General features: G+C 73.6%; 14 protein-coding genes and 1 pseudogene. 6 read left to right on the plus strand and 9 right to left on the minus strand.

The genetic code is table 11. The features are described 5' to 3' along the window. From FLW16_RS44985 to FLW16_RS05465, 3 genes and pseudogenes are all read left to right on the plus strand, one after another. Nucleotides 1-158, plus strand: a pseudogene (locus FLW16_RS44985) (4-hydroxy-3-methylbut-2-en-1-yl diphosphate synthase); the annotation flags it as partial. A 124-nt stretch (nt 159-282) separates the two neighbouring features. After that, complete coding sequence (locus FLW16_RS05460) at nt 283-1,953, plus strand: alpha/beta hydrolase (RefSeq protein WP_142558274.1); 1,671 nt, start codon at nt 283-285, stop codon at nt 1,951-1,953. A gap of 56 nt (nt 1,954-2,009) precedes the next feature. After that, a complete protein-coding gene (locus tag FLW16_RS05465) occupies nt 2,010-2,852 on the plus strand; it encodes a GNAT family N-acetyltransferase (RefSeq protein WP_142559045.1) in 843 nt (280 codons plus the stop codon). Nucleotides 2,853-2,864: 12 nt separating this feature from the next. Here FLW16_RS05465 and FLW16_RS05470 read toward each other — a convergent pair whose 3' ends face one another. From FLW16_RS05470 to FLW16_RS05490, 5 genes are all read right to left on the minus strand, one after another. Beyond that, complete coding sequence (locus FLW16_RS05470; RefSeq protein WP_142558276.1) at nt 2,865-3,266, minus strand: DUF3037 domain-containing protein; 402 nt, start codon at nt 3,264-3,266, stop codon at nt 2,865-2,867. Further along, a complete protein-coding gene (locus tag FLW16_RS05475) occupies nt 3,263-4,099 on the minus strand; it encodes a HipA family kinase (RefSeq protein WP_142558278.1) in 837 nt (278 codons plus the stop codon). The genes FLW16_RS05470 and FLW16_RS05475 overlap by 4 nt, the downstream gene beginning before the upstream one ends. Before the next feature lie 145 nt (nt 4,100-4,244). Then, complete coding sequence (locus FLW16_RS05480; protein ID WP_142558280.1) at nt 4,245-5,567, minus strand: alkyl sulfatase dimerization domain-containing protein; 1,323 nt, start codon at nt 5,565-5,567, stop codon at nt 4,245-4,247. Nucleotides 5,568-5,727: 160 nt separating this feature from the next. Then, a complete protein-coding gene (locus FLW16_RS05485) occupies nt 5,728-8,334 on the minus strand; it encodes an AAA family ATPase (protein ID WP_142558282.1) in 2,607 nt (868 codons plus the stop codon). A 119-nt stretch (nt 8,335-8,453) separates the two neighbouring features. After that, a complete protein-coding gene (locus FLW16_RS05490) occupies nt 8,454-8,993 on the minus strand; it encodes a TetR/AcrR family transcriptional regulator (RefSeq protein ID WP_142558283.1) in 540 nt (179 codons plus the stop codon). Between the two features lie 107 nt (nt 8,994-9,100). Between FLW16_RS05490 and FLW16_RS05495 the strand changes: the two genes are divergently transcribed. After that, nucleotides 9,101-11,350 carry an MMPL family transporter gene (locus FLW16_RS05495; protein WP_142558285.1) on the plus strand — a complete coding sequence of 750 codons (2,250 nt, stop codon included), beginning with the start codon at nt 9,101-9,103 and terminating at the stop codon, nt 11,348-11,350. A 93-nt stretch (nt 11,351-11,443) separates the two neighbouring features. Here the strand turns inward: FLW16_RS05495 and FLW16_RS45890 are convergent, their stop codons facing one another. Beyond that, on the minus strand, nt 11,444-13,663 hold the full coding sequence (locus tag FLW16_RS45890) for a protein kinase domain-containing protein (protein WP_312847120.1): 2,220 nt from the start codon (nt 13,661-13,663) through the stop codon (nt 11,444-11,446). Between the two features lie 71 nt (nt 13,664-13,734). Next, nucleotides 13,735-15,018, minus strand: coding sequence for an amidohydrolase family protein (locus FLW16_RS05505; RefSeq protein ID WP_142558287.1), 1,284 nt, complete (start codon nt 15,016-15,018; stop codon nt 13,735-13,737). Between the two features lie 75 nt (nt 15,019-15,093). Here FLW16_RS05505 and FLW16_RS05510 point away from each other — a divergent pair, with 75 nt between their 5' ends. Together FLW16_RS05510 and FLW16_RS05515 are read left to right on the plus strand one after the other, a co-directional pair. After that, nucleotides 15,094-15,600 (plus strand): MarR family winged helix-turn-helix transcriptional regulator, encoded by a 507-nt coding sequence (locus tag FLW16_RS05510; RefSeq protein ID WP_142558289.1) that lies wholly within the window; start codon nt 15,094-15,096, stop codon nt 15,598-15,600. Nucleotides 15,601-15,622: 22 nt separating this feature from the next. Beyond that, entirely contained in the window at nt 15,623-16,279 is a 657-nt protein-coding gene (locus tag FLW16_RS05515) for a ThuA domain-containing protein (RefSeq protein ID WP_142558291.1), read from the plus strand. 11 nt (nt 16,280-16,290) lie between these two features. Here the strand turns inward: FLW16_RS05515 and FLW16_RS05520 are convergent, their stop codons facing one another. Both FLW16_RS05520 and FLW16_RS05525 read right to left on the minus strand, forming a co-directional pair. Then, on the minus strand, nt 16,291-17,247 hold the full coding sequence (locus FLW16_RS05520) for an SIS domain-containing protein (protein ID WP_142558293.1): 957 nt from the start codon (nt 17,245-17,247) through the stop codon (nt 16,291-16,293). Nucleotides 17,248-17,269: 22 nt separating this feature from the next. Continuing rightward, on the minus strand, nt 17,270-18,334 hold the full coding sequence (locus FLW16_RS05525; RefSeq protein WP_142558295.1) for an aminoglycoside phosphotransferase: 1,065 nt from the start codon (nt 18,332-18,334) through the stop codon (nt 17,270-17,272). Nucleotides 18,335-18,452 lie beyond the last annotated feature (118 nt).

The raw sequence follows: 18,452 nt of genomic DNA on the forward strand, positions 1-18,452 counted from the left end.
AGGGCCAGATCTTCGTGAAGGGCGAGGTCATCAAGACCGTCCCCGAGTCACAGATCGTCGAGACCCTCATCGAGCAGGCCCTGCGCCTCGCCGAGGAGATGGGCGTCGACGTCGACCTCGACGACGACGCCGCCGGTCCGGAGGTCGTCGTCCGCTGACCCCGGCATTACAGTTCGCAATGCTCTGACTACACAATGGCAATGATCGGGTAGTACGGACCGTACACGGCCGATCACGTCGCGAAGCTGTCCTCTGCTGTTCGGAAGCAGAGGAGCAATGCCGGTGAAGCGGGTCGTTGGTGTGATCGCGGGCGTGGCGACGCTGGTCGCCGGGCTGGTCGGTCCGGAGGGGGTGGCCGCCGGGTCCGACCGGTCGGGGCACTGGGGGCCGCCGCAGCGTCCGCTCGAATGGAAGCAGTGCCCGCCGGAGACCAAGTCGGCCTCCGGCGGTCTGCTGGGTCTCGGCTCCGCCCGGCCGGTGTGGCCGGCCCGCCGGGGCGACCGGCGGGAGCCGGTGCAGGAGTGCGCGGAGCTACGCGTCCCGCTCGACTACCGCGAGCCGTACGGCCAGCAGATCACGCTGGCGCTCAACCGGATCAAGGGCGCCGCGTCACGTGACGGCAACCACCTCGGCGCGCTACTGGTGAACCCCGGTGGACCGGGCGGCGAGGGGCTCAGCCTGGCCAGATACGTCGCGGCACGGCTGCCGAAGGACGTCGCGGCGCGGTTCGACATCATCGGCTTCGCCCCGCGCGGGGTGGCGCCCAGCCAGCCCGCCATGTCGTGCGTGGACCCGGCCCGCTTCTACGCGCCGCCCCGCCCCGACAACGTGCCGAAGAACGACGCCGAGGAGCAGGTGCTGGTCGGCCGGGCCAGGCAGTACGCCGAGGGCTGCGGCAACCGCTGGGCCTGGTTCCTGCCCTACCTGACCACGGAGAACTCCGCGCGGGACATGGACGCCGTGCGCGCGGCGCTCGGCGAGGAGAAGATCAGCTACCTCGGCTACTCGTACGGCACCTACCTGGGGGCGGTCTACGCCACCCTGTTCCCGCAGCGGGTGCGCCGCCTCGTGCTCGACAGCGTGGTGGACCCCGACGGCGTCTGGTACGAGGCCAACATCGCCCAGGATCACAGCTTCGACCGGCGGCACCGCGACTTCCTCGCCTGGGTGGCCGAACACGACGACGTGTACAAGCTGGGCGCGACGCAGGCGGCGGTGTCCTTCGCGTGGTACTCCATGCGCTCCCGCCTGCACGACAGGCCCGCGGGCGGGGTCGTGGGCCCGAGCGAACTGGACGACGTCTTCTCCAACGGCGCCTACAGCGACCGGCTCTGGCCCTACCTGGGCGCCGCCTTCTCGTCCTACGTCCGCAACGGCGACCCCTCGGTCCTGGTGAAACTGTTCCACGCCGAGGCCGAGATGGACGCGGAGGAGGAGAACTCCTACGCGGTCTACCTGGGCGTGGAGTGCCGCGACGCCGCCTGGCCCCGGTCCTGGGACCGCTGGCGGGCCGACACGCGCCGGGCGCACATCGAGGCACCGTTCATGGCCTGGCCCAACGCCGTCTACAACGCGCCGTGCGCCTTCTGGCCCGAGAAGGGCGGCACGCCGGTCAAGGTGGGCACCTCGCACCTGCCGTCGGTCCTGCTGATCCAGGCCGAGCGCGACGCCGCCACGCCGTACGAGGGGGCGCTGCGCATGCGCCGCCTGTTCCCGACCGCGCGCCTGCTCACCTCGGGCGGCGGCAACCACGGCGTGTCGCTCGCCGGGAACGCCTGCGTGGATCGGCAACTGGCGGCCTACCTGCGCGACGCGGCGCTGTTGCCGCAGCGCAAGGGCAAGCGGGGCGCCGACGCGACCTGCCCGGGGGATCCGGAGCCGCGGGCCGCGCTGATGAAGGTCGCGACGGGTGCGCCGGGAACGGCGTCCCATGTCTCCGCCGTAGGGCGGTGAGCCCGGCCGGGCCGATACCTCCCAAACGCGAACCGTTCGCGTAGGCTGGGCCCGTGATGCTGCGAACATCGGCGTCGCGCGTGCTCGACGACAGCGATCGTGACGAGGTTCTGGCGCTCCTCGACACCGATCCGGTCGCCAATGTGTTCGTAGCGGCCCGGGTGAGGGCCGTCGGCCTCAGCCCTTCACGGCTCGGCGGTCAGATGTGGGGCTACGGCCCGCGCGGAGGGCTGGTGTCCCTGTGCTACGCGGGCGCCAACCTGGTGCCCGTGAACGCCACCCGCGAGGCCGTACACGCCTTCGCCGACCGGGCGCGCAAGCAGGGCCGTCGCTGCTCGTCCATCGTCGGCCCGGCCGGCGCCGTGGAACAGCTCTGGGAGCGGCTGGAGCCGCACTGGGGCGGCGCCCGGGCGATCCGGTGGGCGCAGCCGGTCATGGCGACCAGTTCCGCGCCGGCCGTCGAGCCGGACCCGCTCGTGCGTAGAGTCCGCCCCGAGGAGTTCGGCATCCTGCTGCCCGCCTGCGTGGCGATGTTCACCGAAGAGGTGGGCGTATCGCCGGACAACGGCGACGGTGGAGCGCTCTACCGGTCCAGGGTCGCCGAGCTCATCCGCATCGGGCGGTCGTACGCGCGCATCGACGACGGCCAGGTGGTCTTCAAGGCCGAGATCGGCGCGGTGACGCCGCAGGCCTGCCAGATCCAGGGCGTGTGGGTCCACCCCGACCTGCGCGGGCGCGGCCACGCCGCGGCGGGCATGGCCGCCGTGGTCGAGCAGGCGCTGAAGTACTTCGCCCCGGTCGTCAGCCTCTACGTGAACGACTTCAACCTCCCGGCCAGGGCCGTCTACCGCAAGGTGGGCTTCCAGGAGGTCGACACGTTCATGTCCGTGCTGTTCTGAGCGCGTGCTGTTCTAAGCGCTGAGGCCGGCCTTCGCCGGTCGCACCAGCCGGGTCAGCAGGTGGTCCAGCTCGGCCGCCGGGTCGGAGGTCAGCCCGGCGTGCACCGGCCCGGTCTGCACGACCGTGCTGCGCGGCGCGGTGAGCCAGCGGAACCGGGCGCCCAGCGGCTCCCCGCACAGGGGGCCCGCCTCCTCGCCACACGCCCGCTCGTAGGCGGCCAGGGCCAGCCGTACGCCGGGCATGTCCACCGGCGCGCCCAGCGCCAGCAGCCGGGCCTCGTCCAGCTCCACCCGCGCGCACAGGTAGCCGCGCGGCTGGCAGTAGAGGATGACCCCGGCGTTGACCAGTTCGCCCCGCTCCACGCTGGGCACCACGCGGATCACCGCGTACTCGTAGACGTCCAGGTCGCTCATCGGCCGCCCTCTCGCGCCGCACGCCAGAAACCGCCGATCGTCGCGCTCCGCTCGCCGCGGCGCGGCGCGGGAGCGGCGGCGTTGACGGCGGGGTCGGGCAGCCAGTCGCGGGGCCCGGCGACCCGGGCGAGCAGGTGCTCGGTGTAGGCCCGCCGCACGGCCTGCGCGTCCGCGAAGCCCGGCTCGCCCTCCAGCCACTCGTCCGGCACCAGCGCGGTCACCTCGTCGAGCAGCGGGCGGGTGACGAGCCCGGCCAGGTCCGCGTCGGCCTGCTCCAGCTTCGTCGCGAACGGCGCGAGCACGTGGTCGCGGCCGTCGAATCGGCGGCGGGGGTCGGCCGCCGGCCAGTTGTGGTGGAACCACAGGGCCGCGCCGTGGTCGATCAGCCACACCCCGCCGTGCCAGACCAGCAGGTTCGGGTTGCGCCAGCTCCGGTCGACGTTGTGGACGAACGCGTCGAACCACAGCACCCGGGAGGCGAACTCGGCGTCCGGCTCCCAGGCGAGCGGGTCGAAGCCGAGCGCCCCGGGCAGGAAGTCGATCGCGAGGTTGTGCCCGGCGCTCGCCGTGAGCAGGTCCTGGATCTCCTCGTCGGGCTCGCGGAGGCCGAGCTGCGGGTCGAGGTCGATGACCTTGAGCTCCGGCGTGGCGAAGCCGAGCCGCCTGGCGAGTTCGGCGCAGACGATCTCGGCGACGAGCACCCGCCGGCCCTGCCCTGCGCCGCGGAACTTCACGACGTACGTGCCGAGGTCGTCGGCTTCGACGACTCCGGGCAGCGACCCGCCCTCGCGCAGGGGCGCGACGTACCGGGTCGCCGTGATCTGTTCGAGCACGAGAGGAAGGCTACCGGCAGGACCGGCGGGCGCTCCCCTCCACGCGCCCGCCGGCCGCCCGGCCGACCCAGTCCGGCCGGCTCGGTTCGGTCAGCTCGGTTCGGTCGGTTCGCTTCGTCAGCTCAGCTCGGTCGGCTCAGTCGTCTCAGTTGGCCTTGCTCGGCAGCCACCACATCCGGCCCTCGGCGACGTCGTGATATACGTCGAGCAGGTCCATACCGGTGATCTTGCTGCGTGACTCGGCGGCGGCCCAGGCGTACACGCCGCGCGCGATCGAGCCGCGCTCCTGCTGGACCCGCAGCGCGTAGACGAGGGCCCTGATCTCGTGCACCCTCCGATTCTCCGGCTCGGCCTGCGCGGCGAGCTCGGCGAGCTGGCAGGCCAGGCGCAGGTCGCCGTCGGCCGCCGCGGCGACGGCCCGGCCCGCGACCGACGCCGCGCCCGCCGACAGCTCGGCGACCGCGCGAGCGAACACGGCGTCCGGTGCGGGCTTGAGGTTGGCGGGGTTGCCGTCGTGCCAGCCGCCGTGCAGCCGCCAGATGTTGCGCACGATGAACTCCGGCTCGTCGTGGCGCTCACGCAGGTAGGGCCGCCCGGCGAGCGCGGGCGGCGGCTTGACCGAGTGCAGGATCTCGTCCAGGCGGGCGCCGGCGTTCATCAGGTCGAGCGTCTGCTCCACCAGGCTGTCGAGGTAGTCGGCCGTGTCGGCGAGCGCGCGGCGCACCCGTTCGGGCCCGCGGATCGGCAGTCCCCGTCCGGGGAGCAGCAGATCGGCGTCGAGTGCGGCCATGGCCCGCAGCGCCACCGCCCAGTCGTCCGGATAGCGCTGGATCCGCTGTGGGTCGCCCGCCCCAGGGACCGTCCAGGCGAACAGGTCGCCGGTCAGCAGCACGCCCCGCTCGGGCAGGAACGCCCAGGTGGCGTCGTCGGTGTCACCACGGGCGTGCGTGAGCTGGAAGGTGACGTCTCCCAGTGACAGGGACAGCCGGTCGCGGTAGGTCAGGTCGGGGAGCCGCTGCGGCGGCGGCCAGACCATCCGGGGGAAGCCCTGCTCACGCAGGTCGACGACCGCGTTGTACCCGGCCGTCCTGCCCCGCTGGGCGAGCCTGTGGGCCAGCCCCTCCTGCGCCACTACCAGCGGGCGGGGGCCCGGCTCGGTGTCGAACTCCTCCATCCCGGCCAGCCGGTCCGCCCGGCTGCGGGAGAAGATCGCGTATTTGAGTGGTTCGGCCGACCACTTCCTGATCGCGCGGTACGACTGCTCGGCCTCATGGGCGTCGCCCGTGTCGAAGAGACCCAGCCCGTCTTCGCCACGGACGACGTACACGTTGCCGCACGCCGGCCACATCGCCACGCCGTAGGCGATCTCCTGCACTCCGTCGCGTCGCAGCTCCGCATAGGGCACGTCCTCGGGGCGCACCGAACCACGCCAGACCTCGTCGGCGTACGAAAGGATCGGTGATTCCATGGTCAAGAGCCTGATCCTCCGGGCGGACGGTGCACAGTAGGGAGATCCCTAATGTCAGTGCCGGGCCCTGCTGATTCGGGCCGGCCCGCGCCGAGACGCCGGCACCGATGGCCGGAGGTGCGGTGCCGAAGACATGCGGCGTTCAGACTGGCGGCACCCGTCACAGCTCGCCGCGTTCGACGGCCAGGGCGAGTTCGACGCGCGACCGCAGGCCGGTCTTCGCGTAGACGCGGGTGAGATAGACCTCTACAGTCTTGCGGCTGTAGTGCAGTTCCTCCGCGATCTGGGGGTTGCTCAGCCCGTCGGCGACCAGTTCGATGACGCGGCGCTCGCCGGGAGTGAGGCGGCCCGCCGGTTCGGGGACCATCCCGGCCTCCCGCAGGCGGCGTTCGGACAGCGCCGCCCAGGGCGCCGCGCCGAGCCGGGTGAAGATCGCGTGCGCGCGGGGGAGTTGCGTCGTGTCACCGAGCGCGCCGAGGACCAGCCGGGCCCGGGCCTCCTCGAACGGCAGGCCGTCGGCGCGGGCCTGCTCCAGCGCCGCGTCCGTCCGCGCGCGATCCCTGAACGCCCAGCCCACCGCCAGGTCGGCGGCGAGCCGGGCCCGGGGGGTGCCGTTCGCCGACCGCTCGTCAAGCCGGGAGGCCGCCGCCCGGCAGCCGACGTCGTCGCCCGCCGCTCCCGTCACCAGCACCTTGACCGCCAGGGCCCGGTGCACCACCTCGGGCACCTCGTACGCGAGGGCGCGGTCGAGTTCGCGCCGCGCCGCGGCGATGTCGCCCCGCCCGAGCGCCAGGCGCGCGCGGAACACGCATCGCATGCCCTGCTGCAGCGCGGAGCCGGGCGGCGGCTCGGCGAGGACCCGGGCGGCCTGGTCCAGCCTGCCCTGGTCGAGCAGGATGTCCAGCTCCATGTTGCGCAGCAGGGCGAGGTTCTCCAGAAGGCCCGCCTCGGCCAGTGCCCGGCTCGCGACCGCGATCTCCTCCAGCGCGCGTGCCCATTCGCCGCCCATCCGCCGGATCACGGCGATGGTCCGCACGTGCTGCCCGGCGATGTCGTGCCAGCCGAGGCCGCGGTGGATCTGCTCGGCCTGGTCGAGCACCTCGACGGCGCGGGAGCGCAGCCCGGCGATCGCCAGCACGTGCGCCGCCGACTCCAGCGACGCGAGCCGGGCGCCCGGCGGCAGCGCGGCGGCGAAGGTCAGCAGGTCGTCGACCGCCCGCTGCGTCTCGGCCCAGTCGCCCCGCACGAGCGCGTGGATGGCCAGATAGCCGACCGTGATCGCGCGGTCCTGCGGCGGGCAGTCGGACAGGCCCTCCCAGGCCCGCCGGGCGGTCTCCCTACTGGGGAGGCCCATCTCCGCGCTGACCAGCGCCTGCTGGGCCAGCAGCGCCGAGGCGTCGTCGGCCTTCGGGATCTGGCGGCGGGCCACGTCGAGGGCGATCTCGTACCAGCCCATCGCGTGGGCCGCGCCGACCGCGGTGTAGGCGGCGCGGGTGCGGCGGCGGCCGGAGGGCAATGCGGCGAGCGCCCGTTGCGCCGAGTTGAGCGCCAGCGCGGGACGTGACCCCTTCCAGTAGGCGAGAGCCTGCCTGGCCAGCAGTTCGCCGGGCTCGGGGGACAGCTCGGCGGCCTTGCCGTACCAGTGCGCGGCCGACAGCGGCGCGGTCCAGCGGGTCAGCTCGGCCGCGCGCAGCACCGCGGGCAGGGCCTCTGCGGGCGGCCCGGCCTCGGCCATGTGGGTGGCCCACTCCAGGACCCGCCTGGTCCCGGTCAGCCCCTCGCGATCGAGCATGTCGGCGATGCGGCGGTGCACCTCGCGCCGGCCGGAGGCGCCGAGGTCGTCGTAGAGCGCCTCGGCCACCAGCGGGTGCGCCAGCGCGTAGCCGTCGCCGTTCCTGGTGACCACGCCGTCCCTGACCAGCGCGCCAAAGGCGCGCTCGGCCTGATCAGGGTCGAGCCCGGCCAGTTCGGCGAGCGCGGGGAGGTCGGCGGCCTCCCTCGTGCGCGACAGCGCGGCCAGCACGCGGGCGAGGTCGCGTCCGCCCCGGTCGCGCTGGAACAGCCGGCTGAGGATCGCGCCGCGCCGCGCCCCGGGGTCCGCCGAGCGTACGGCGCCGCCCTGCACCAGGGCCAGCACGGCCTCCTGTGCGAACCACGGGTTGCCCCGGCTCGCGACGTGGATCCGCCGCAGGACGGTGTCGCTCGGCGTACGGCCGAGCAGCGTGGTGACCAGCTCGGCGACCTCGCTCATCGTCAGCGGCTGGAGCCGGACCGACAGGTCCACGTCGAGCGGGGGAGGGTGGCGGGCGGTGCCGAGGATCGCGACGCCATCGTGGCGGCGTGGCAGGGCCCGCAGCACGCTCAGCGTGTCGGCGTCGGCCAGGTGCAGGTCGTCGATGGCGAGGAGGGTGGGGCCGGGCAGCGACTCCAGCAGCCGGGCGGCCATCGCGCCGGGCGCCGCGGCGGGGTGCCCGAGCGCGGCCTGGTCGATCGCGTCGAGCAGGCCGGACAGGACGTCGGCCGCCTCGCCGCCCACTGTCCCGAGCGCCTCGACGAGTGGGGCGTAGGCGCGCCCGCCGTCCAGTTCGCGGGCCTGGCCGCGCAGCACGCGAAAGCCCTTCAGCCGCGCCGCGGCCTCACCGAGCAGATGGGTCTTGCCGATTCCGGGCTCGCCGAGGACGAGGACGGTCCGCGGCGTCTTCGACAGAGCCGAGACCACCTGGCCGAGCGCGCCCGCGCGGCCCTCCCCGACGGCCGGTACGTCCACGGCTGGCCGTCACTCCCTTCGCATCCGTCCCGCTGGTGTCACCTAGGACGCGGCGGAAAGGTTGAACGTTCACACGAAATGTGACGCGCTCCGAGAGTGATCGCAAGGGTATTGGTATATCAAGATTCGAACACGGCCACGGCGGCGGCGGTCAGCGTCTCCTCGACCACCTCGGCGGGCACGTCCATGGTCTTCACCACACCGGACTGCACCGCGCCGAGGGCGGCCCAGGCGCGTACGTGCGTGCCGGGAGAGGGGTCGGGCCCGGCCAGGCGGGCGAACAGCTCCCGGCCGAACTCCCTGATGGCCTCGCCCGGAGATCCGGGAGGGGCGCTGTCGGCGCCGCCGATGTCCTCGGTGAGCAGCCGGATCACCGCGCGGTGCCGTACGGCGAAGGCGGTGAACGCGCGCAGGAACTCCCGGTGGCCGGAGAACTCGCTGCCGAGCAGCGCGAGCAGGTCGTCGGCGGCCGGAGCGATGATCTCGGCCGCCAGCCGGTCCTTCGGATGGAAGTGGTAGGCGACCGCCGTCTTGGTCAGGCCGACCGCCGCTGCGATGTCGGCGAGCGACACGGCGGCGTATCCCCGCTCGGCGAACAGATCGCGAGCCGCGGCCAGGATGCGGGACCGGGTCGCGTTGCCCTGGTCGAGTGTGGTCATCGTCTCATTTTCCGGCGCGACGCTCGCCCGCCGATCAAATCCTTTTACCCTCGTTTTGTACGGCCGTACAGGACGGTCGTCAGACATGCTACCCGGGACGGACGGCGATGAGCGGGCTTCTGGGGCGGCTCGGCGGTTGGTGCGCACGCCACGGCTGGATCGTGCTGACAATGTGGGTGCTGGCGGCGGGCCTGCTGACGGCGGGCACCCTGGTGTGGGGCCGGCCGGTGAACAACAACGTGTCGATTCCCGGCACCGACGCGCAGCGGGCGCACGAGCTCATGCGCGAGGGCTTCGGACCGGGGTACGACCCCGGCGGGACGGTGCAGCTCGTCCTCTACACCGCGAACGGCACGTTGATCGACAAGTCTCGCAAACAGGCCGTCGAGCGGTCGATGGACGCCCTGCGGCGCACGCCGCACGTCGCCGAGGTGGAGACGCCGTACCGGATGGGCGGCATGTCGTCCAGCCTGCGGATCGGGATGATCACCGTACGGCTGAAGGGGCAGGACACCACCAAGCTCGCGCAGACCTCCGAGCAGCTCGTCGCGGCCGCCGCGCCGGCGGTGCGGGCGGGCATCGAGGTCGTCCCCTCCGACAGCTCCACGCCCGCGGACAAGCAGATCAAGACCGGTGCCAGCGAGATCGCCGGTGTCGTCTTCGCGCTGCTGGTGCTGCTGTTCGCCTTCGGGACGCTGGTCGCCGCGCTCGTGCCGATCTTCACCGCGCTGATCAGCATCGGCGTGGGGCTCGGCCTCATCGGGCTGCTCGGCCATGTCGTCGACGTGCCCTCGACCGCGTCGATCCTGGCCACGATGATCGGCCTCGGCGTCGGCATCGACTACGCGTTGTTCCTGCTGTCGCGGCACCGGACGCTGCTGGCCGAGGGCGTGCCCGTCCAGGAGGCGGTCCGGCGTACGGCGGCGTCGTCGGGCGGGGCCGTGCTGTTCGCCGGCGGCACGGTCGTGATCGCGCTGAGCGCGCTGATGTTCGCCGGGTTCCCGCTGCTGCGCACGCTCGGCTGGATCACCGGTGTCTCGGTCGTGTGCGCCGTGCTCACCTCGATCACGCTGGTGCCGGCGCTGCTCGGCCTCCTCGGGCGCCGGATCGACGCGCTGCGGCTGCCGCTGGCCGGGCGCACCGCCCGCCGCGACGGCCCGGCCACGGGCTGGGCCAAGCTGGGCGCATGGGTGGCGCGCCGCCCCTGGCGGGTGCTCGCCGTCACCGCGGTCGTGCTGGCGGCGCTCGCCGCCCCGGCCCTGACGATCAAGCTCGGCCCGCTCGACAACGGGTACGGCGACAAGGGCACCCCCGCCCGGCGGTCGTACGAGCTGATCGAGGCGGGCTTCGGCCCGGGGGCCAACGGCGGGCTCATCGTCGTGGCCGAACTGGACGAGAAGATCGCCAACTCGACCCCGCCCGACCCGGTCGTGCAGGTGCTGCGGCAGCGGGTCGAGCACACCGAGGGCGTCGCGTTCGCCGCCCCGCCGAAGGTCAACGAGGACGGCCGCTCCGTGCTCATCCAGGCCGTCCCCGACTACGCCCCGAGCGACCCGCGGGCCCTCGACGTGGTGAAACGGGTGCGGGCCATCGAGGTGCCGGGGGCGCACGTCCACGTCGGCGGCCAGGTGGCCGGGCTGGCGGACGCGGGTGACCGCATCATGGGCAGGACGCCGCTGGTCGTCGGCATCGTCGTGCTGCTCAGCGCCCTGCTCCTGCTGCTGGCCTTCCGCGCGCCCCTGGTCGCGATCAAGGCGGCGGTGATGAACCTCGTCTCACTCGGCGCCGCCTTCGGCGCGCTTGCCGTGGTGTTCTCCCATGGCCTGGGCAGTCGCCTGGTCGGCATGGACCCCCCGCCCTCGGCCGAGGGGTCCTACCTCGCCACCTTGTTCTTCTCGGTGCCCATCGACACGTACGTGCCGCTCATGCTGTTCGCCGTGCTGTTCGGCCTGTCGATGGACTACGAGGTCTTCCTGCTGACCTCCGTACGGCAGGCCTACTCGCGCAGCGGGGACAACCGGGGCGCGGTGGCCGAGGGACTGGGGTCCACCGGCCGCGTCATCACCTCCGCAGCCCTGATCATGGTGGCGGTGTTCACCGCGTTCATCGCCTACCCCGACCCCCTGGTCAAGGTGTTCGGCGTCGGGCTCGCCGTGGCCATCGCCGTCGACGCGACCCTGATCAGGGGCTTCCTCGTCCCCGCCACGATGGTGCTGCTCGACCGGCTCAACTGGTGGATCCCGCGCTGGCTCGACCGGATCCTGCCGAACCTGTCGATCGAGGGCCGCGAGGAGGACGGCGCGCCCGCCGAGGCGGAGCCCGAACTGGCCGGCACGGGCAGGCACGCCCGCGCCTGAACGCGGCCGCTCGATCGCGTACGGGATCAGAAGTTGCGGGCCGGCCGTCAGGACGGCGGTGAATATTTCACGCCTCCTGCTCGACGTCGCCGGTCAGGAGATCACCGGAGGGCGCGGGCTGTCCTGGGGATCGGGACTCCGCTGCCCCGGGTTTCCCGGTTCGGGGCTCTTCGGCTCGGGGCTATTTGGCTGGGGGTCGCGTGGTTCTGGGCTGCGGGACTCGGGCGGCGCGGGGCTCGTCGCCGGGCTGGGGTCCTTTGTTGGACCCGGACTCTCCTTCGTGGGCTCCGAGGGCGACTCCTGCGGCTTCGGGCACCGGGGGCCGGTGACCCGCACCTCGGCCTGGCGCGGCCCGCCGGGGGCGGCCGGATCGGTCGTGACGCGCACCCCGAACACGGCCCTCTTCCCGCACTCCACGGCGCCGAGGCCGGCGGCCACCGTGAACGAGTAGGACGTGCGGCCCGAGAGCGTGCGGGCGTCGGAGCCCGCCTCGCGGCCGTCGCGCGTGAAGACGCTGGAGACCCCGACCGGGCCCTTGCCCGAGGTCCGCACCGTCACCGCGGCCGTCCTGCCGTCCCAATCGTCGATCGCCACGCCCTCGACCGCGGGGGCCGGGCAGGGCGGCCCGGTCAGTTTCCGCGTGCGCGTACGGATTCCTCCCTGCGCGGCGGGGACCGTGGACACCTCGACCCGCCGGTAGACGGTGATTCCGCAGGCGGGGGAGGGGAAGGGCTGCTGCAGGCCGATGTGATAGGTCATCGCACCCCGCAGCCCGACCGTCTGCGAGGGCGCGGCGGTGAGCGCGTCCGGCGACGGCCCGGAGGCGAAACGCGCGGTGAGCAGGACCCGGGCCGCGGTGCTCGCCCGTACGTCGACCGCGACCGCCTGGCCGTCGAACGCCGCGATGCCGAGGTCGGTCACCCGCGCCGGCGCCGGCGACGCGGTCGCCCCCATGTGGGAGGGGGTGGCGCTCCCCTGCGGCCCGGAAGGTCCCGGCGGCACGGCAGGCCCGGTCGACACGGACGACACCGGTGTGCCGGACAGTTCGGGCGGCGTCGTCCCGGTGTTCTCGTCGGGCCCGGCATCGGCCGGTCCCGAAGCACCCTCCGAGGTATCGCCCGGTGCCGTATCGCCGGGTGCCGTCTCGTTGGTCGCTGATTCGCCGGGCGCCGTCTCGTCGGGCGCTGTCTCGCCGGGAGCGGCCGGCGGGGCCGTCTCGGCCGAGTCCGGAGCCGGGGGAAGCGCCGCCGGGGCGCTGTGCGGCGGCGGGGTGAGCAGGGTGTCCTGCGCGACCGGGGTCTGCCGGTTGGCCGCGACGACCGCCGCGATCACGGCGGCCGACAGCACGGCGGCGCCGATGGCGAACCGGGGCGCGAAGCGCGCGATCCGCTCGGACAGCACGGTCTGGGCGAGGGACGTGGACGCCTCGACCGGCTCGGCCGGAGCGGCCAGGGGAAACGTCAGCGCCAGCAGGGTCGCGAGTTCGGCCAGGTGCCGGCGGCCCCGCTGTTCCCAGTCGGACCCGTACGCGGCGGTCGCGGCGGTCTCCAGGTCGGCGATGAACGCCCGTGCCGTGGGCGGCCGGTCCGCCGGGTTCTTGGCCATGCCGCGCGTCACGAGGCCCCGCACCGAGCTCGGCACGTCCGCCGCGGGGATGGGAGCGCTGCGGTGCAGCATGCGCAGCGCCGTCAGATCGTCGGCCCGGTACGGCCGGCGCCCGGTGAGGCACTCGTAGAAGACGCAGGTGGCGGCGTAGACGTCGGCGGCCGGGCCGGCGGGCCCGCCGTACCACTGCTCGGGGGCCATGTAGGGCGGCGTGCCCGCGGAGGTCTCCGGCGAGCCGCTCGGCGTCGCGATGCCGAAGTCCGACAGCTTGCTGTTGCCGTCGGCCTGGATCAGCACGTTCTCCGGTTTGTAGTCCCGGTGGACGATGCCCGCGGCGTGCGCGGCCGACAGGCCCGCCAGCGAGCCCTTCAGCACGACCAGCGCCGCCTCCGGGCTGGTCGAGCCGTGCTCGGCGAGGATCCTGCGCAGCGAGACCCCGTCGACGAGTTCCATGACGATCGCCGCGCCGTCGCGCGCCTCGACGTACTCGTACAGGCGCACGATGTTCGGATCGTTCAGCTCCACCATGACCCGGGCCTCGTGCCGGAACCCGGCGAGGAAACGCCGATCCCGCCGCAGTTCCTCGCGCAGGTACTTGATCGCGACGTAGGCGCCGGTGGTCACGTAGGTCGCCAGCACGACCCGCCCGGCGCCGCCCGCGCCGAGTTCGCGCACCTCCCGGTAGCCCGGTACCGACCAGGCGTTCATGACGCCGCCCCCTCGGATAGCCCTGACTCAAGGTCTCATCCGAAAGGGCGGTTGTCACCGGAGCAAAAAAGTCACCTTGCGGATGTAGTCCTGGCCTGCGCGGTCACGTGGCGGGCCGCGCGGACGGCGAGGTCGCGGGCGCGGTCCACGTCCAGGCCCACCAGACGGCCCCCGCGCTTGACGACGCGCCCGCCGACCAGCACCGTGTCCACGGCGGCGGTGTCGGCCGCCGTGACGACCGCGGCGACCGGGTCGTGCACGGGCGCGAGGCCGGGGGCTCCGGCGTCCAGGATCACGATGTCGGCCTGCTTGCCGGGGCGCAGCGAGCCGATCCTGCGGTCCATCCCGATCGCGGCCGCGCCCTCGAGCGTCGCCATGCCGAGCACGTCGGACGCGGTGAGCTCCGGCTCCGCCTGTCCGGCGCGTCCGGCCGCGAACGCCGCGCGCATCACGGAGAACATGTCGCCCGGGACGTCGGTGACCGTGTCCACGCCGAGTCCCGTCGTGATCCCGGATGAGCGCAGCCTGCCGGTCTCGGGGTGGCCGTGCCCCATCTGCGACTCCACCGCCGGGGCAACCGAGGCCGTGCCGCCGCTGCCGGCGATCAGCTTCAGCGACTCGTCCGGGATGCCGTTGCAGTGCACGAACAGCACGTCCGGGCCGAGCAGACCGGCGTCGTGCAGCCGCTCGACCGGGCCCTCGCCGGTGGCGTGCAGGCTGAGGCGCAGGCCGAGGTCGCGGGCGAGCGCCCAGTCGGCCCGCGCGGCCTCGACCGAGCCGTAGACCGGGCCCCAGGCGGCGAAGGCGGGAGTGACCAGGTCGTCGTCGGACGGCAGGAGCTCCGAGCGGACCCGGCGCACCTCGTCCTCGGCGCGGTCGGCGTCGCCGGTTCCCCGATGGGCGTACCCGAAGACCGCCCGCAGGCCGGACTCGCGCAACGCCTCCACGGCCGCGTCGGTGTGGCCGGGGGTGAGCTGGATGTGCGACCAGTCGTACACGGTGGTGACGCCGGCGTTGAGCGCCTCGATCGCACCCCAGAGGTTGGCGGCGTACACGTCCTCCGCGCGGAACGCCGGGGTGAGGGTGCCGAGGACCAGGCCGAGGTACGCGCCGAGCGTCGCGTCGGCCGCGATGCCGCGCAGCACGCTCTGCCAGACGTGGCGGTGGGTGTCCACGAAGCCGGGCAGCACGATGCCGCCGGCGGCGTCGATGATCTCGGTGCCCTCCGCCGGGTCGTCCGGCCGCGGGCCGACCGACACGATGACGCCGTCCTCGACGACGACGGCCGCGTCCGGCACGACGTGCGGACGCGGCTCGGTGTCGACGACGGTGCCGTTGACGATGATCGTTCTCACAGCAGACCTCTTTTCGAAATGCTTTCTTAAAAGCTTTTTGAAAAGCTATCAGGGTGAGGGACTAGGCTCAACCTCATGCGACAGCGGGACCGGGTCGACGAGATGATCGAGGGATGGCGGGCCGAACTGCCGGAGGCGGCCACCGTCCAACTGGAGATCGTCAAGCGCGTCAGCCGGCTCAAGGCCCGCATCGAGGAGGTCACACAGGCGGTGCTCGGCCGCTACGGCCTGACGTACGCGGAGTTCGACGTGCTCGCCACCCTCCGTAGGGCCGGTCGGCCCTACCGGCTCAAGCCGAGCAGGCTCGCCTCCCACCTGATGCTCACGACCGGCGGGACGAGCAACATCCTGCAGCGGCTGGTCGCGGCGGGGCTGGTGGAGCGGGAGCCCGATCCGGCCGACGGGCGCAGCTCGTGGGTCCGGCTCACACCGCTCGGCGTCGAGAGGGCCGAGGAGCTGTCGCTGGCCACGACCGAGGCGCACCGGGAACTGCTGGCGGACGTGCCGGAACCGGCCACGCGCGCCCTGGCCGACCTGCTCAGGGACGTCCTGCTCGCACTCGGCGACCGCGCCCGGCCCTGACCGCGGGGCCTAAGGTGCTCTCATGCCGCGCAACCTCATCCTGTCCGGGGGAGTGGCCCACGACTTCCCGGCCACCTCGGCCGCCCTCGCGGGCGTGCTCGCCGAGATCGGCATCGAGTCGGAGATCACCGAGGACGTCGCCGGAGCCCTGGCCGCGCCGGCGCCGGCCGACCTGATCACGGTCAACGCGTTCCGCTGGAGGATGGACGGCGACGACTTCGCGGAGGAGCGGGACCGCTGGCGTTTCGAGACGCCGGACTCCGTCAGGCGGGCGCTGCTCGATCACCTCGCGGGGGGCGGCGGGCTGCTCGCCGTGCACACCGCCTCGCTCTGTTTCGACGACTGGCCCGAGTGGGCCGAGATCCTGGGCGGCGCCTGGAGGTGGGGCACGTCTTATCACCCGCCGATCGGCCCGGCGAAGGTCCGGCTCGGCGCCGGTCACCCGATCGTCGACGGCCTGACCGGTTTCGAGGTGACCGACGAGGTCTACACCGACCTCGACGTCCTCCCGGACGTGGAGCCGCTGGCGTACTCGGGAGACCAGCCCCTGCTGTGGGCGAGAACCGTGGCGGGCGGCAGGGTCGTGTACGACGCGCTCGGCCACGACACCCGGTCGTACGAGAACCCGGTGCGCCGCACCCTGCTGCGGCGGGCGGCGCGGTGGCTCCTCGGGAGCTGACCTCCGGAGACCTACCGCCCCCAGAGCGTCGCGGCGACGAGTTCGGGCACCAGCGTCTCGGTGAGCAGGGCGACGTCCGGGTCGTCGTCGTGGCGGTAGCGCACCGCCGCCGCCTGCCCCTCGACCTCCCCGCTGACGGCCAGCACGCGCGAACCGCGCAGGCGGATCCACTCCATCGCCTGCTCGTCGTAGCGCGACCCGGGGAACAGCACGGCGCGGTAGTCGCGGGTCTTGGTGAGATAGACGTCCACGTGCGCCCAGTCGCCCGTCTCGCACGCGTCCGCCTGGATGCGCGGCCCCTCACGGAACATCAGCGCCGACTGCTCCGCCGACGACAGCCGTTCGGCCGGCGCGATCGTGTAGACGCCGTGCGGCCCGTCGAGCAGCCCCACGGCGTCCGCCAGCCACTCACGCCGCCGCTCCAGCAGGTCGGCGGTGGCCGCCGCGGCCCGCCGTACGAGGCCCGCCACGGTGTCGGGGCCCTCGGCGAGCGTGAGCAGGAGGGCGAGCGTGTGCTGGAAGGTCCGGCAGGCGACGCCGCCCCGCTCCTCGCCCGCGAGCATCGGCACGACCAGGTCGGCGCCCTCGGTCACGGGGGAGCCCGGCCGGTTGGTCAGCGCCACGACGAACGACGTGCCCCGGTGACGGGCGAGGACGTCGAGCGTCTCCCGGCTGCCGCCCGTCGCCGACACGACGACGGCGGCGGTGCGCGGGCCGGGCGGGGTGCCGAGCGCGGCGGAGGCGTACTCCGCGACGGCGTCCACTCCGGCCGCCCGCAGCCGCTGCGCCGCCACCCCGGCCGCGTAGCGCGAACTGCCCATGCCGAGGAACACGACGCGGTCGAACCGCCCCTCCTTGAGCCGGGTGGCCAGCCCCTCGAACGGATCGCCGCCGTCCAGGAGGCCGGCCAGCGCCTCCAGCGCCTCCGGCTTCGCCTCCAGGTCGGCAAGGAAGAGCCCCGCGTCCACGTCCATCTCCTTCGAAGAGTCTTCAGGCGTACCAGGCCCGCAGCACGCCCATCGGCGCGTAACGCCAGCGCGGCAGATGGCGGGCGGCGTAGATCAGTTCGCGGCACTCCTGCTCGACCTCGAACGGCCGCAGCAGCGACCGGTCGAGCAGGTCGGCGCGGCCGGCCCGCGCGAGCGTCCGGGCGTAGGCCGCCGTCAGGGCCCGGCGTGCCGCGGCGGCCCAGGCGGCCGTCGCGTCCGGGTCGGCGGACCTGCGCATGACCGCGACCTGCCCCGCGTGGTCCACGCTGGTCGTGAGCTGCGCGAGGTCGCGGGCCGCGGGCTGGTAGGGGTCGGCGTCCGCCACGGTCGGGTTGCCGTCGAAGTCGACCACCGCGTAGCCGTCCCGCCAGCGCAGGATCTGTCCCACGTGCAGGTCGCCGTGGACGCGGATCAGCGGTGTGGCGGGGGCACGGGCGAGGGCCTCCAGTTCGCGGCGCAGGGCCTCGGCCCGCCCCGCCAGCCACGCGCCGTCCGCGCCGTCCGTCAGCGCCAGTGCCTCACGCAGCGCCTCCTCGGCGCGGGCCCGCCACGCCCCCTCGCCTGGCGGCGACAGCCGTACGGGGTCGGGGAAGACCGCGGACGGGGTGGCCATCGCGAGGTGCAGTTCGGCGGCGAGGCCGCCGACCTCGGCGGCGAAGCCGGTGCGGCCGGCCTCGGCCTCGTCGACGCACCACTCCCAGCCGTCCCGCGCCTCGGGCAGGTACGCCGTCACCAGGGCGACCAGCGCGTCCTCCCAGTAGACCGCCGCGTACGGCGTGGCCGTGCGGGCGAAGCCCGCCAGATGGGCGAGAAGCCCGGGCGCGGGGTGCGGGGCCCGCGACGGCCGGGGGAACCACTTGACGACCACGGTCTCGCCCGCGACGACCGAGTGGTTGGTCTGGTCCACCGTGATGGCCCGTTCCCCGGGGGGCACCGGCGGCAGCGGCCGCAGCGCCCGCACCGAGAAGGGCGGCGGAGCCGCTTCCCTCGCCAGGTCGCGCAGCACGCGCTCGGTGACCCCTTCGGCCGTCTCCAGCGTGAGGACGCCGTCAGGGCCCTCGGTCACTCGAGGCCAACGGGAGCCTTGCACTCGGTCTCCTGAACGTGGGTTCAACGCGGCAACAAAAGGAGCAGGTAGACGTAACGAGAAAAGTCTTGTCTATGTTGATCCGTCCTGCAACACT

It is taken from the genome of Microbispora sp. KK1-11 (genome assembly GCF_006874435.1).
Classification (GTDB): Bacteria; Actinomycetota; Actinomycetes; order Streptosporangiales; family Streptosporangiaceae; genus Microbispora; species Microbispora catharanthi.

Excerpts from the sequence above, each read along its gene's own strand:
- FLW16_RS05465 (WP_142559045.1), top strand. The coding sequence starts at position 2,010 with ATGCTGCGAACATCGGCGTCGCGCGTGCTCGACGACAGCGATCGTGAC.
- FLW16_RS05470 (WP_142558276.1), bottom strand. The coding sequence starts at position 3,266 with ATGAGCGACCTGGACGTCTACGAGTACGCGGTGATCCGCGTGGTGCCC.
- FLW16_RS05480 (WP_142558280.1), bottom strand. The coding sequence starts at position 5,567 with ATGGAATCACCGATCCTTTCGTACGCCGACGAGGTCTGGCGTGGTTCG.
- FLW16_RS05490 (WP_142558283.1), bottom strand. The coding sequence starts at position 8,993 with ATGACCACACTCGACCAGGGCAACGCGACCCGGTCCCGCATCCTGGCC.
- FLW16_RS05495 (WP_142558285.1), top strand. The coding sequence starts at position 9,101 with ATGAGCGGGCTTCTGGGGCGGCTCGGCGGTTGGTGCGCACGCCACGGC.
- FLW16_RS45890 (WP_312847120.1), bottom strand. The coding sequence starts at position 13,663 with ATGAACGCCTGGTCGGTACCGGGCTACCGGGAGGTGCGCGAACTCGGC.
- FLW16_RS05510 (WP_142558289.1), top strand. The coding sequence starts at position 15,094 with ATGCGACAGCGGGACCGGGTCGACGAGATGATCGAGGGATGGCGGGCC.
- FLW16_RS05515 (WP_142558291.1), top strand. The coding sequence starts at position 15,623 with ATGCCGCGCAACCTCATCCTGTCCGGGGGAGTGGCCCACGACTTCCCG.